Below are 13,745 nucleotides of genomic sequence, written 5' to 3'. Positions count from 1 at the left end.
ATGATCGAAGCTTGTTCATGCCGTGTATATGGCGGTAAAACGCCCAGGCGTCAACGCTAGGCGTCAACGTCCAGTTGATTTAACAGGCTGGGACAACAAGGTCCGCGCGGCAGAGAACCAGATGGCCAAAGTACACCAGACGATCAGAATCTCGTCATGCGCTTGCGGTCGCGTTCGGTGCCAGGCCGTTGGCGTGCCAATCCTGAGCGTGGTGTGCTACTGCGACGACTGTCAGGAAGGTGGTCAGCAGATCGAGCGGCTGCCAAATGCAGCGCGTGTCCTCGACGCTGACGGCGGGACACCTTATCTGAGCTACCGTGACGACCGGTTTGGTTGCGTCTCGGGTGCGGACCTGCTGGTGGGCTACAAAATCAAGGACAGCTCGCCTACCCAGCGGTTCGTCGCGTCGTGCTGCAACTCGGGCATGTTCCTGAAGTTCAGTCGCGGCCATTGGGTCTCGACGTATCGCGCCCGTTTTGAAGGCGACCTCCCGCCCATCGAGATGCGGACCCAGACAAAATTCCGGCCCGTCAACACAGAACTTCCGAATGATGCACCCAGCTATCGAACGTACCCGATGAAACTCATCGGAAAACTGCTCGCATCACGTCTTTCGATGCTTATCGCCCGATAAACATCGCATTCAGCCATTCTGCGCGACGCTGGGCCAGTGCACCCGCAAGACAGTCTTTCCGCCAGCCGCCGGAATCTCGGAACTAGCCCTTTCGACCACGCGGCCCCCTAGCCGTTCGTAGAAGCGAAGGCCCGCCACATTTGCTTCGAACACCCACAAATGCAGCCCGGAGCTGGAAGCTTTTGCCGAAAGTTCGCCGGCGGCGCCTCGAAAAAGCTTTTCACCTATCCCCAGACCGCGAACCTGAGGACGAACGTGGAGATTGTCCACAAGACTTCCCCAGACAGGATCGAAATCGCAATAGCCGCAGACAAACGCCTCTGCGTGGCCAGTCGGATCGCAGGCGACGTTGACCAGCTGGGTTGGAGGACTGTCGCGGAGCCGCTCCAACCAGACAGCGAGCCGATCCATTTCGATCTGGCCGTTCAGGAATTCCGGTGCCAGAATGTCTGCATAAGCGTCGCGCCAACTTGCGGCATGGATTTCAGCGATGGACGCGGCGTCCGCCTCGGTAGCGGGTCGAATAGCCAAGTGATGCCGTCTCATGTTCAAGCGCGCCGACAAAATCTTCCTCGAACCAAGCTTATCGAGCTTCTGGCTGCATCCGCAACGGGGTCAAAAGCGCCGGTTTGCCCCCTTGCCTGCACGAGCCTCCTGCGGCCACGCGCCGGCCAATTCATTCGTCCTATGCGTTGCTTTGCCCCAGGCGTGGCTCCGTCCCAGCCAGAAGCCGCTGAATGTTGGCTCGGTGGCGCACGATCACGTAGATTCCACCAGCAATCACCAGCAACTGATAGGGCAACGGTTGCTCCAGGACGCAGACGAGCGCGATCGCAGTCAGCGCCGCGATGATCGAACCAAGCGAGACCATCCGGAAAATAGCCAGCACAACGCAGAAAACCGCAGCGGCACCCAGACCCACCGGCCAGGACATCGCCAGCAACACGCCCAATCCCGTCGCCGCGGATTTGCCGCCCGTAAAATTCAGCCAGATCGAGCGGCTGTGCCCCAACAACACGGCAACTCCGACCAGGCAAACCGCCCATGGCACCCAGGTTTGCAGATCAAGCGCAGTCGGAGGCGTAACGGACGGCCATGTATAGACCCAGGGATAAATCCAGCGGGCCAAGACAATCGCCGCCGCCCCCTTCAACACATCGACTAGGAGCACCACCAACGCAGGCCATTTCCCCAGGGTCCGCAACACATTCGTTGCTCCCGTGGATTTGGAGCCATGCGCGCGGATATCAATGCCCTTGAGCAGCCTCCCCGCCAGATAGCCCGTGGGCATAGAACCCAGGAGATAAGCGATCGCCAGCCCAACCGCATTCGCTAACCAGAAAACCACGGGCGTCACCTCGAGCTCCAGTTTCGAGCAATTGTCATTTGGTTGTCTACGTCTTTGATCGTGTTTGAAACAGTCCCCTGGCTCAAGCGTAACGCTTTGGGCTCCGGAGGACGCCACGGTCCGTCCGGGTCAAAAAGCGCAGGTTTGGTTCCCTGCGCTCGTCCGGGTGTGACAAGTTAACCCGACGGGCAAATCACTCAAAATCTGTCAAGCCTACCCAACGAAAATATTCTGGTTTTCGGAAGAGCAATTCAATGCTATAGGTTTGTCCGTCTCACCCGATTGAGGGACGCTCGCGATCGTCACGAACGCGCGGTGAGATGCGGTGGACGCCGATGTCACGATGGACGGTTGTGGCAGATGGCGGACGGCGAAGTCGTGCAGGCCTGACGCCCTAGTGGCAGGTGTCTCATCAGCGAGGGACTGACGTCTCTTGCTGACGGCGGTGACAAGCAAGCCCAGTCTCACCGGGGAGAGCACGTATAAGCCGTAACCCATCGCGCAGGGAAAGCCGGGTTGTTCCGGTTACACCTGTGGTCCTACCCCGGTGCTTTTTGTTGCACCGGGCCCATGGGTGCAATCGGCACCCGGCTTTCCCTGCGCCCTCTACTAAATGAGAGGGCGGAACGAAGGGCAGACCTCGGGCAAATCGTGTCGCGAGAATGCGGGCTCACGTCCTTTTTTGCTGTTGGCAATTGAATCAGACCAACACCGTCATCCCCGCGCAAAGGCTCCGCCTTTGTCGCTGGAGGTACGAGCGGAGCGAGCCTCGAAGGATGCACGGCCGGAATGGTGGCCGTCGATCCTTCGAGACGCGGCTTACGCCGCTCCTCAGGACGACGGGACCAGGGGCGTTGGGCCAGATTGTCAACGACATCACACCGACATCGTGAAATCGAATCCATTGCCGGCTGCCCGCAATTTTCGTAAACCGTTCGCGCAATGACCTCCTCCCTCTCCCCCAATTCCGTCGACGTGCTGCTGTTCGATATCGGCCGCGTCGTGCTCGACATCAGCTTCGACAGGGTGATGGCGAACTGGGCGCAACACGCTGGCTGCGCGCCGGCCGACCTCACGACGCGTTTCGTCGTCGACGACAGTTTCAAGCATCATGAGATCGGCCGGATCGACGACGCGGCGTTTTTTGCGAACCTGCGCCAATCGCTCGGCATCAGCCTTACCGACGCGCAGTTCCTCGACGGCTGGAACGCAATCTTCACCGGCGAGATGCCGGGCATCGCGCCGCTGCTGGCGCGCGCGGCGCTGCGGATGCCGCTTTATGCTTTCTCTAATACCAACCCGGCCCATGTCGCGCATTTCTCGGTCGCTTACGCCGACCTGCTCGGCCATTTCCGCGCCGTGTTCCTGTCCTCGACCATCGGCTTCAGAAAACCCGACGCGGAAGCCTATGATCATGTGGTAAAAGCGATCGGCGTGCCGGCGTCGCGGATCCTTTTCTTCGACGACTCCGCCGCCAATATCGAAGGTGCGCGGGCGCGCGGCCTTCACGCCGTCCACGTGACATCGACGGATGACGTGGCAAGGGCGCTCGCCGCACTTGGGATTTAGGCATTTGGGATTTAGGCACTTTGGATTTAGGAGGTCCTGCCCGTGGCACTGATGCCGGTTGCCGATGCCCTCTCCGCCATTCTCGCCAGCGCAGAGCCGCTGCCCGAGGAGATGGTGGCGCTCGATACCGCCTATCACCGCACGCTGGCACGCGACGTCGCGGCGCGGCGCACCCAGCCGCCGCAGCCGATGTCGGCGATGGACGGTTACGCGGTGCGCGCAGCCGACGCAGCTGATCTCTCGGCCCGGCTGAAGGTGATCGGCGAGGTCGCGGCCGGCCGGCCGTTCGAGCGAACAGTCGGCGCCGGCGAAGCGGTGCGGATTTTTACCGGCGGCGTGATCCCCGATGGCGCTGACGCGATCATCATCCAGGAGGATACCAAGGCTGACGGCGACCACATCACCCTGACGGAGGCCGCCGCCAAAGGTCGGCATATCCGCGTCGCCGGGGTGGATTTCCACGAAGGCGACGTAATGCTGGCAGGCGGCAGCGTTCTGTCCGACCGCGCGCTGTCGCTCGCCGCCGCGATGAACTATCCGGAACTGGCCGTCCGCCGCCGTCCGAAGGTCGCGGTGCTGGCGACCGGCGATGAGCTTGTCATGCCGGGTTCCCGCCCCGGCCCGGGTCAGATCGTCTATTCCAACGGTTATGCGCTGCGGGCGCTGGCGCGCGCCGAAGGCGCCGAGACCGTCGATCTCGGCATCGCCGCCGACACCGTGGCGTCGACCACCTCAGGAATCCGCCGGGCGCGCGAGGCGGACGCCGACATACTCATCACCACCGGCGGCGCCTCGGTCGGCGACCACGATCTCGTCAAGCAGTCGCTGGAGGCCGAGGGCGTCGACATGGCGTTCTGGCGGATCGCGATGCGGCCCGGCAAGCCGATGATGCACGGGCGGTTGGGTTCGATGCGGGTGATGGGCCTGCCCGGCAATCCGGTGTCGTCTTATGTCTGCGCCTTCCTGTTTCTGGTGCCGCTGATTCGGGCTTTGAACGGACGCAAGGTGATTCATCATGTCCGCGAGAGCGCCGTGCTCGGCCGCGATCTTGCCGCCAACGACCAGCGCGAGGACTATCTGCGCGCGCGGCTCGAGGAGCGCGACGACGGCACGCTGATCGCGACGCCGGTCCTGCAGCAGGACAGTTCGCTGTTGGGAAATCTCGCTGCGGCACGGGCACTTCTGATCCGTCCGCCGTTCGCGCCGGCCGCCGTTACAGGCGCGCCGTGCGAGATCCTGACGATGCCGGAGTGACGCTGCGCGCGAACCGCGCATCGGGAACGGCTGTTACGTTCAGCTCCACGCTCAGCTCTACGTTCACCTGAAATTAAGTGGTTGCGGAACACATATCGAACATATAGTGTCCGTTCATGATTTGTTTCGAGTACTGGTGTCTATGAATGGGAGTCCATCTCGGAGTTTAGCGCTTCCGAGACCTGGCTTTCTTCTGATGTCTCGGAATCGAACGACGCTATCAACCGGGGGAATGCTCGAGATGCTCACGCGCAAACAGTACGAACTTCTGCGTTTCATCAACGAACGTCTGAAAGAGGCCGGCGTGCCGCCCTCGTTTGACGAGATGAAGGACGCGCTCGATCTGCGCTCGAAATCCGGTATCCATCGCCTCATCACCGCCCTCGAGGAGCGCGGCTTCATCCGCCGCCTGCCCAACCGCGCCCGCGCCATCGAGGTGATCAAGCTTCCCGAGCTCTCCGGCGGCGGCAATGGCCGGCGCGGCTTCACGCCCAGCGTCATCGAAGGCACGCTCGGCAAGCGCTCGAGCGCACCGATTGGCGCCGAGGATGACGGCAACCGCCCGGTCGCCGTCCCCGTGATGGGCCGGATTGCGGCCGGTACGCCGATCGAGGCGCTGCAAACCCGCAGCCACACCATCAGTGTGCCGCCCGACATGCTCGGCTCCGGGGAACACTACGCGCTGGAAGTGCGCGGCGACTCCATGGTCGATGCCGGCATCCTCGACGGCGACATGGCGCTGATCCAGCGCAACGACACCGCCGACACCGGCGACATCGTGGTGGCGCTGATCGACGAAGAGGAAGCCACCCTCAAGCGCTTCCGCCGGCGTGGCGCCTCGATCGCGCTCGAGCCGGCCAACACTGCCTATGAAGTGCGCATCCTGCCGCCGAACCGGGTGCGGATCCAGGGCAAGCTGATCGGGCTCTATCGCAAATACTGACGGCGTCGAGGAACGAGCGACACATCGGCAAGTTGCTTGGCGGATAGCGCAGCGCGTTGCTTCTCTGGACGCGCTCCGATACCTCCCGCGCGCTGTAGCGCGTTTGTGATCGGAGCTCCTGGGCGGCCAGTCGTACAATCGCCCAGAAACGGGAAAAGACTGTTTCGCTATCGTCCACTCTGGTAGAGGCCTGCGCCTCAAGGGGAGGCACGGGTCGCTATCTCGAAATGAGGAGCCATCCGATGTGTGACTATAGTCTGCACGCTGTGGCATCGCGTCCCGCCGTTGTCGGAGAGACGCTGATCACCACGACCTTCCGCGGCACGTCGACCCGCGGCTTTGCCTCGGAGCATGATCCGGCCGTCGCGGTCTGCATGCGTCCGGGCACCGAGCTCGCCTTCGCTGAAAACGTCCGCTACGATAGCCGCTGGATCTGGACCAAGACGATCGGCTACCGCGTCGGCGTGTTCAACGAGGTCGAGCCCGACGTTCCCGATCGCCATCATGACGCGGTCGAATTCCCCGACGGCAATCGCATATTGGTGACGCAGCTCTGCGAAGGGCAGCGCGTGACCGTGCTGCAGCTGCCGGCGGTTCAGCCGACCGTCGAACAGAAGCCCAAGGTCTTGGAGCGGCGGCCCTCTGCATTTGCGTCGCTATTTTTGGGTTGAGACCATCAGCGCCGCAGGATGAACCGCCTCGCGGCGGGTGACCAAAGCAATTTCGAGCGACCCCGGACTTAGGGTTCCGGGGCGCAATTGGGGATTTGCGTCCAACAGCGCCTTGGCGCATCATCTCGCGCTGAGAAGGACACGCGCGGTGGTCGACAAGGTCACTTGGCAAAAGGCTGGACGCGTCACGGAGCCGGGCCGGTACATGTTCCGGTTCGGCTGGCTCACGGTCACCGCCGACGACCTCAAGGTCTGGCAGCAATTTCCCGAAGCCGCCTTCACCCTGGTCAAGTTGCCCGACGCCGGCCCCGACTCCGACGAGTACCATCTCGGCGCCTTCGAAATTCCGGCGACGCCCTCGCCCGACCACCCCTAATCGTCGCCCTGAACATCCGCCTCCGCCGGGGTCGCATCGACCGCAGGCCGCGTCGCGCCGGGCAGCCGCAACATCGTTTCGCTCTCGGTATCGCCGGAAACCGCCGGCGACCACGGCCGGTCGATGCCACCAGGCTTGACCGCGTCGATGGCAAAGCCGTCACTGACACGGCGCAGCATCAGCGCACCGTGGCGCCGCAGCCGCTCGGAATCGATCACGGACGCCGCGCAGTCCTGTGGCGTCGACCGAGCGGTCACGATCAGCATGGCGCGCTCGCAATCATCCACCAGCGCCTCGGGCCGCGTCGCCAGCGCGACGAAGCCGCCACCGGCGCCCGTCGCGGTCACACAGCCGCTGTCGTCGCAGGAGACGCCGTCTGCCAGCGAGAGATCGGCGGCGGTGCGCGCATCGGCATCCGCAGCGAGCCATTCCTTGACGAGGAAGGCGTCCTTGGCGCTCCGCATCAGATGCAGCCGCCCGTCGCCGCCTCGCACCGCGACGTTGCGGCCGTCAGCGGAGATGAGGACATCTGGCTGCGGCACCCTTACCGCCCAGATTGTCGCGACCAGAAGCAGGGCCGCGCCCGACCAGCGCAGCGGGGTACGCAGCAGCCCGAGCAGGACGAGCCCCACGCTCGCCAGGATCATGGGCCCGGTGCCGAACGCCGCCATGCGGCCGACCGCACCCGGCAGCGCGGCGACCCACTGCGTCACCACGATCATCCAGTCGATGCCGAGGCCCATGAGCCACCAGAACACGCCGTCAAAGCCGAACGGCATGGCCAGGAGCCCAAGCAAGCCCGCCGGCATCACGACCGCCGACACCACCGGCATCGCCGCCAGATTGGCGAGCAGCCCGTAAGGCGTGACGCGATGGAAATGGAAGGCGGAATAGGGCGTGGTCGCGAGCCCCGCCACCAGCGAGGCCATGACCAGCATCGTGATCTCGCGACCGCCCCACATGGCGATGCGCGCGGTCGCCGAATGATCCGGCGACGCCATCAGCTTCGGCATCCCGATCTGGATCAGCGCGACCAGCCCGAGCGTCGCCGCGAACGACATCTGGAAGCCCTGACGCCGGCTCTGATATCGTGCGCAGTCTCAACGGCTTAGCTCACCTTCCGCACCGGCCCCCGGGAGTTTCTCCGGGATTTCGCGACGCGCTCGACGGCGGCGGCCACATCCTCGTCGAGGACGTGCGCATATCGCATGGTCGATTCGATGCTGCGGTGATTCATCGCCTTCTGTACCAGTTTCAGGTTGCCGCTGTCGCGCAGCAGCTTGGTCCCGAAGTCGTGGCGGAAGTCATGGAATCTGAAGTCGGTCACGCCGGCATTGGCGCGTATCCGCTGCCAGGCCGCCTTGGTTCCGCTGTGGGTGAGCGGGTATCGACCGCCGCGCACCCTGCCGTGCTTCTTACTGGTGAATTGAGCGGTGTACGTGAACACGAACTCGGCGTGATGGCCCTGCAGCTCGAACAGGATCTCGCGGACGCTGTCTGTGATCGGGAACACGACGCGCTGGCCGCCCTTGCCGAGCCGCACGATCTGCCTGGTGCCGAAGTTCACCTCCGACCAGCGCAGCGTGACGCATTCCTGCAGCCGCATGCCGGAGGCCCTGACGAAGGCGAAAAACGGCTCGTAGTCGGCGCGCATCGCGGCGTCGATCGCGACAGCCTCGTCGTCCTGCAGCTCGCGGACGCGCTCCTCAGGTTCGGGCAGCAGCAAATCATCCCATTTCGGTTCGTTCTCGAACGCCGCGCCCTCCGCCTTCGCGAATGTGAATATCCGCTGCAGCACCTTGGTCGTCGATCGGTTCACGGTCGCGTTGGAGACCAGCGGCAGCGCCTCCTCCTGCTCTCGGGTGCGCTTGCCGCGCCGGGAGACGCGATGGCCGCGGCGCCACGCAACCAGCCTCTTGGCCTCGCTATGGTCGATCTCGGTGAGCGGCTTCTGCTCTCCGAAATAATCAATCAGGCGGGCCAGGTTGGTCTCTGTCGCCTTCGCTTCGGCGTCATGCTGGGCGCTGTCATTCCAGAGGCGACCCGCGACATCGTCGAGGAGAAGCGACGTCTTGCTGCGCTTCATCGCCTTAACCAGCGCCTTGGCCTTGTCGCGCTCTACCGATTCGAAACGCTCGGCGTCTTTCCGGTTCGTGCATTTCGTCGAGCCGTGAAACCGACGACCACTGAGCTGGAAGTCGAAGAGGTAGAACGGCGATCGCTTGTCTTTGTAGACCGACATGGTGATGCCTCCCGTTGCCTTCGCCGTTCTTCAAACTCGGCGATATCCTCTTCAGCGTACCGCCGGCGCGGGCGCTTCTTGCCACGCCCGACGTTGATGTAGCTGATCTCGCCGTCTTGGACCAATGCGCTCAGTTGATCCTCGGTGATGTGCAGTCGGCGGGCCGCTGCCTTGCCGTCCATCAGATCGCGCGACATCAGCCGACCTTCCCCGCGCGGCCGGCCAGCAGCGCGCGCACGTCCTCGGGTAGATCGATACGGAGCTTCCGGAGCCCAAGCTCGGCGCTGAGATCGTCTATCTCGTTGCGAAGACGGCGATCCTCGCCGTACAGGCGCCGCAGCACGGCGATCCACTTCCTCGACAGGTCCTTGTCGCTCAGACGCTCGAGGCGCCTACCGGCTGCAAGATAGTTCGCTTCGTTCTGCTCTCGCTCGGCAGCGAGTTGCGCCCCGACCTTCGCGACCCGCATTCGCTCGTACCAGCCGCCGTAAGCGGCCATGAATTCCTTGGCGATCTCTTCGAGATCAAACTGCACTTTCGGCAATGGTCTCTCCATCAGCAACCCCGACGCGAACGATCGCATGGGCGATGACGTTCGGTCACTGCAGGAAAAAACCATAGAGTGCAGCGGATAAGTCATTGAAGATGCGGCAAACTAAAAATCGCGCAAAAATTTGTCCACAGAAAGTTGGACGTTTGTTGGACGTTGGCCCGCTGCTGGCGAGGATCATCACCAAGCATCGGCATCGGCCGGAGCGCTGGCGAAGCGGCTTCGAGACATAGCTCGCTCTACCTCCCGCTCATGGTCCCGACACCAAGCCAGGAATTGGCGGGCAAGCCGCTTGGTCTCGCGTGGCACGTCCCGGTACGGCGTCGATGGCGCGGCCTCCAGATGGGCCACGGCGGGCGCTGGAGAGGCTTCCGGCTCGACGGGCATCACTTCGACGGCCGGCCCGCTGGCCGGGGCCAGCTCTATGCGGTCAATCCTGACGCCGTGAAAGATGTGGAAATGTTCCAACGTCGCGGGCTCGATTGGCTGCTCGGCAGCGGCGGCCAGGGCGATCTCTCGAGCCTGTTTCCGGGCCTTGCGGGCGGCTCGCCGTGCGGCCTCATCAAGCCGCGCCCTTTCTGGCCAGCCAGGATCACGGGCTCGAAGTTCCTGCAGGTACCTGCGTCGGTAGGCTCGCACGCATACCGGGGAGCAACTCAACGTGCGCGGCGATCTCGCCGAGAAGGTGAAGGTCAATCCGCACCACGCACAAGCGCGAGATTTGCCCGGCGGCTTGGCCTGGGCGGCTCCACGCGGGCCAGCGAGCAGGTTAGACGCTGCGGGTGTGCCAGGGGGGCGGTACCCCACGTCCAGACTGGCCAGCGCAATCGGTGCCGCGGGCTCGGCCACCATCACCTCGGCGATCGGTGCAGCGACGACCTTGGGCGCCCTCTTCCGGATGTACTGGCTCCGCCCTGGTTCTCCGGGCCGGCGCCGGTCGATGCGGTCCGGCAGGTTGGCCACGATGGCGCGCACGGCCTTGTCGATCGTGCCGCAAAGCGGCAGGTACCATCGCAACATCTCGCGGGACCGCGTAACGTGGGCGTCTTGCCAGGCGCCGTCGACCAGGCGCTGCACCGACCAGGTGCGGCGGTCGATCCGCGCGGCCGGCACCACGATGATTCGCCAGCTCGGACTAAGCCTGATCTCGTCGGTCATGTGGTCGTCCCATGCCGCGCGCAGTGCTGCGGTTTGCAGCGGGGCGGCCGGAGTGTATGCGTGGGGCCTGGGGCAATGCGTCTTGGCGGACTGCCACTTGTTGCCGGTGATCATTGTTTGCTTCCCGTGTTCGAGCGCTGCGCCTTCCGTCGGTTGGATGATCCCCTGCAGATGAATTTCTAGCAGCGTTGCGGCGCCGCGGTCCATCAGCTCGACAATCCGCAAGGGCGTGGTTGAGCCGACCGAACCGGACTCTACAATCTTGGCTTCTGGTCAACCACAGCCTCGGAATCTGGGCGAGCCCGAATATCGACAGCCTGACCGGCGCGACCTACGGCAGGCCGACCTAACGCACCTCAACGACACGGGCGCGGCTTCGGCTACGACGCTTTGGTATAATGCGCTCGTTGCCTACGGCGCGCCGTTCTAGTCATTTCCGGGATAGACATACTTCCGCTTTTCGGGAGGCAGCATCTGGAAGTCCTCTTGAGCAAGGGAACGATTTTGCCAATACAGCGACAGGTTGCCGCCGGCAAAGATGGTCCCATCATAGCCCTGCGCGATCTCGATCGTGCGATCACTGAAGTGCATGGCATCGATCGAATTATCTGAGATTCCGATCTTCTGGAAGTCCTCGGCAAGCACGAAGATTGCATTGGTCAATGTGGTGGCGACGAGTTCGTATCCCCTGCTTTTGCCGAGTTCGATCATGGCGAGTAGCGATGCGCCTTGATTGAGGGACGGATCGGCAGCTTGCACGAAATACAGATCGTTCGAGGCTGAATAGTTGAATTCGATCGCGACGACGCGCGGACGATAATTCTGCATCGCGCTCCAGACGTGCCAGTCGTTGCCGTCAATGTCGATCGAAACCAGATCGAAGTCCTTCGGTATCGGCGTTGAGGAGAGAATGGCATCAAGAGCCTCGTCGCCGGCCCAACCAACAGCGGCAGATACGACGTGAACGTGCTCGTTGAGATGATGAAGATCGCGGAGTTTCGCGCTGCGCTTCGGGTCAGATTCGATGAGAACGGCGCTCCAGTTTTGCTGATTGATCAGCGACCACGTGTTTGAGAGATATTCGCCGTCCCATGCGCCAAATTCGACGCACCATCGATTGCGGATTCCAATCCGGCTGAACACCTCGCGCAGGATGCCGTCTTCGCCGAACTGCGAGGTGATGTCGGAAGCAAACGAACTAAGGACTTTGTTCTCCGGTTTTGTTCGGTCGGTGCGCCGCAACTCGATGGTTGGGGGCGTGCTGGCCTGGGCCGGTACCGTCGGATGAGGCGGTGCAGGTTCTGGCTCGTAGACAGGTAGGCGTGTGCGCGCTGGTAAAACACTACGGAAACGTCGGAGCATGCGAATTATCCCAGCCCGGTTCTCATGATGGATCGGCGGCACCTTAGCCGCCCCGTCCATCCGCAATCAACCCCCGCGAGAATCACTACATCGCGGCTCGGTAGGTTCACCGATCGGTCCGATATGCTTGTGGCTATGAAAAAACTAACGGACAAGGTCCAGTAAGTGAAAGAGGCCCCGGAGATGATCCGGGGCCGCTTTTGCTTACCTCCTGTGGAACCGGCATGGCTGTGAATGAAAGGTATCACGGTGCGGGAGCCAGGGTATCGATTCTCGCGAGGGTTGATCGCCGCTAAGTTGAATGCTTAAAGAGCGGACTCTGCGGCAGGCCGATCACCGGCAAAGATGAAAAGAACTGTCAGAAGTTCTTGCCGCGAGATGGAGTTGGTCTTGCGCGCTCAATTCAAACGCCTGGTTCTTTCGACTTTTCCCCCGATCCGACGCCTGTATGACCATCGGAACGAGATCACCGAGCAGTTGCTGGCGGCAGAACGTGAGAAGTCCGATCTCAGGGAGCAGCAAGCCAAACTTATGGAGCAGCGAGACAACCTTATCGAGCAGCAGACCAACCTTATTGATCAGCGAGCGAACCTTGAGAGGCAGCAAGCCAACCTCATCGAGCGGCAAACACATCTCAGGGAACAACTGGCTCAATCGGAACGCGCACTCGGCAACGCGCGCAGAATGATCGATGAGCAACCTCAGATTCTACGATTCCGCAGAGCAATTTTCGAAGCGAAGGGCGAGATCGCACCGGAAGGCGCAATGCCAAGCTCCAAACCTTGGCCCCTCGCAGACCACGGCCTGTCCTACCGGGACAAGCTCGTAAGTCATCTGCCGCTGAAAACCGGTCGCGGCGCCGAGATCGGTCCGCTCAATCAGCCGCTTCTTTCGAAGGAGGACGCCGACGTTCTCTATGTCGATCATCTCGACACCGCCGGCCTTTGCGAAAAATACAGCTTCCTCAACGACATTAAGGAAGTCGATCGGCCGATGGTCGATAACAATATCGAGAAAACCCTGCGAGGCGATGCCCCGCTCGACTATGTCGTCGCATCGCAGGTCATGGAGCATGTTCCTAACCCGATCAGATGGATGAACGAGATTGCCGCGGTGCTTCGCACGAATGGCTTGCTCTCGATCTCGCTCCCCGATCGCCGCAACACCTTCGATTTATACCGCGAGGACAGCCGCGCTTCCGATCTGGTCGCAGCCTACATCGCCGATCTGACTGTGCCGGATGCGAGAGCCGTCTACGACCATCATTCGCAAGCGGCCGCCGTGCATTTCGAGTGGGCCAGACCCGAAACGTCGAAAACGCCGCAGCAGGTGATCGATGGACAAGGATCGGTCTCTGCGGAAATTCTGGCGAGTGATCCGATATCTCTTGCCCAGGCAGCACACGGCGGCAATTATCTCGACGTGCATTGCTGGGTCTTCACATCGTCGTCGTTCCTAATGGCAATGGCCGAGGTCGCCTCAGAAGGATTGCTTCCATTCCGCTGCAAGCAATTCTATCCGACCAGGCTCGAGTCTCAGGGCCGCGACAATCACAGCTTCGTCGTCGTACTGGAAAAGACCGAGGCAACGCGTGATGATATCAGGCGGAGCTTCCTGGAAGCACTTTTATAGAAGCGT

13 protein-coding genes and 1 pseudogene are annotated in these 13,745 nt (G+C 62.3%); 7 read left to right on the top strand and 7 right to left on the bottom strand.

Going from position 1 to position 13,745, the window contains the following annotated elements:
- Positions 1-193: 193 nt before the first annotated feature.
- On the top strand, positions 194-634 hold the full coding sequence (locus ACP2YO_RS23325) for a hypothetical protein (protein WP_426442904.1): 441 nt from the start codon (positions 194-196) through the stop codon (positions 632-634).
- Positions 635-643: 9 nt separating this feature from the next.
- Here the strand turns inward: ACP2YO_RS23325 and ACP2YO_RS23320 are convergent, their stop codons facing one another.
- Complete coding sequence (locus tag ACP2YO_RS23320; RefSeq protein WP_426442903.1) at positions 644-1,165, bottom strand: N-acetyltransferase family protein; 522 nt, start codon at positions 1,163-1,165, stop codon at positions 644-646.
- 154 nt (positions 1,166-1,319) lie between these two features.
- Positions 1,320-1,982, bottom strand: coding sequence for a glycerol-3-phosphate 1-O-acyltransferase PlsY (plsY, locus tag ACP2YO_RS23315; protein WP_426443294.1), 663 nt, complete (start codon positions 1,980-1,982; stop codon positions 1,320-1,322).
- Positions 1,983-2,924: 942 nt separating this feature from the next.
- On the opposite strand from plsY, the gene ACP2YO_RS23310 reads away from it, so the two are divergent.
- The 5 genes from ACP2YO_RS23310 to ACP2YO_RS23290 all read left to right on the top strand — a co-directional run bounded on the left by ACP2YO_RS23310 (position 2,925) and on the right by ACP2YO_RS23290 (position 6,795).
- Positions 2,925-3,551, top strand: a complete 627-nt coding sequence (locus ACP2YO_RS23310) for an HAD family hydrolase (protein WP_426442902.1) — start codon at positions 2,925-2,927, stop codon at positions 3,549-3,551.
- A 42-nt stretch (positions 3,552-3,593) separates the two neighbouring features.
- Entirely contained in the window at positions 3,594-4,805 is a 1,212-nt protein-coding gene (gene glp, locus ACP2YO_RS23305) for a gephyrin-like molybdotransferase Glp (RefSeq protein ID WP_426442901.1), read from the top strand.
- Between the two features lie 241 nt (positions 4,806-5,046).
- Entirely contained in the window at positions 5,047-5,748 is a 702-nt protein-coding gene (gene lexA / locus ACP2YO_RS23300; RefSeq protein WP_426442900.1) for a transcriptional repressor LexA, read from the top strand.
- Between the two features lie 242 nt (positions 5,749-5,990).
- Entirely contained in the window at positions 5,991-6,419 is a 429-nt protein-coding gene (locus tag ACP2YO_RS23295; RefSeq protein ID WP_426442899.1) for a hypothetical protein, read from the top strand.
- 148 nt (positions 6,420-6,567) lie between these two features.
- Positions 6,568-6,795 (top strand): hypothetical protein, encoded by a 228-nt coding sequence (locus ACP2YO_RS23290; RefSeq protein ID WP_426442898.1) that lies wholly within the window; start codon positions 6,568-6,570, stop codon positions 6,793-6,795.
- Here ACP2YO_RS23290 and ACP2YO_RS23285 read toward each other — a convergent pair.
- From ACP2YO_RS23285 to ACP2YO_RS23265, 5 genes and pseudogenes are all read right to left on the bottom strand, one after another.
- Positions 6,792-7,862: pseudogene (locus tag ACP2YO_RS23285) on the bottom strand (ComEC/Rec2 family competence protein); the annotation flags it as partial. The gene ACP2YO_RS23290 and the pseudogene ACP2YO_RS23285 sit on opposite strands and share 4 nt — an antisense overlap.
- A gap of 41 nt (positions 7,863-7,903) precedes the next feature.
- Entirely contained in the window at positions 7,904-9,037 is a 1,134-nt protein-coding gene (locus ACP2YO_RS23280; RefSeq protein ID WP_426442897.1) for a tyrosine-type recombinase/integrase, read from the bottom strand.
- Between the two features lie 196 nt (positions 9,038-9,233).
- On the bottom strand, positions 9,234-9,581 hold the full coding sequence (locus tag ACP2YO_RS23275) for a hypothetical protein (protein WP_426442896.1): 348 nt from the start codon (positions 9,579-9,581) through the stop codon (positions 9,234-9,236).
- A gap of 186 nt (positions 9,582-9,767) precedes the next feature.
- Positions 9,768-10,952 carry a hypothetical protein gene (locus ACP2YO_RS23270; RefSeq protein ID WP_426442895.1) on the bottom strand — a complete coding sequence of 395 codons (1,185 nt, stop codon included), beginning with the start codon at positions 10,950-10,952 and terminating at the stop codon, positions 9,768-9,770.
- 219 nt (positions 10,953-11,171) lie between these two features.
- Positions 11,172-12,107, bottom strand: a complete 936-nt coding sequence (locus ACP2YO_RS23265) for a hypothetical protein (protein WP_426442894.1) — start codon at positions 12,105-12,107, stop codon at positions 11,172-11,174.
- 390 nt (positions 12,108-12,497) lie between these two features.
- Here ACP2YO_RS23265 and ACP2YO_RS23260 point away from each other — a divergent pair, with 390 nt between their 5' ends.
- The gene (locus tag ACP2YO_RS23260) at positions 12,498-13,739 is read left to right on the top strand and encodes a methyltransferase domain-containing protein (protein ID WP_426442893.1); all 1,242 of its coding nucleotides are present in this window, start codon (positions 12,498-12,500) and stop codon (positions 13,737-13,739) included.
- Positions 13,740-13,745: the final 6 nt, after the last annotated feature.

Origin of the sequence: Bradyrhizobium genosp. P, assembly GCF_049949265.1 — a bacterium.
In the GTDB taxonomy this organism is placed as follows: domain Bacteria; phylum Pseudomonadota; class Alphaproteobacteria; order Rhizobiales; family Xanthobacteraceae; genus Bradyrhizobium.
Note: the sequence above shows the minus strand (reverse complement) of the source record. Positions and strands in the feature narration are given on the sequence as shown.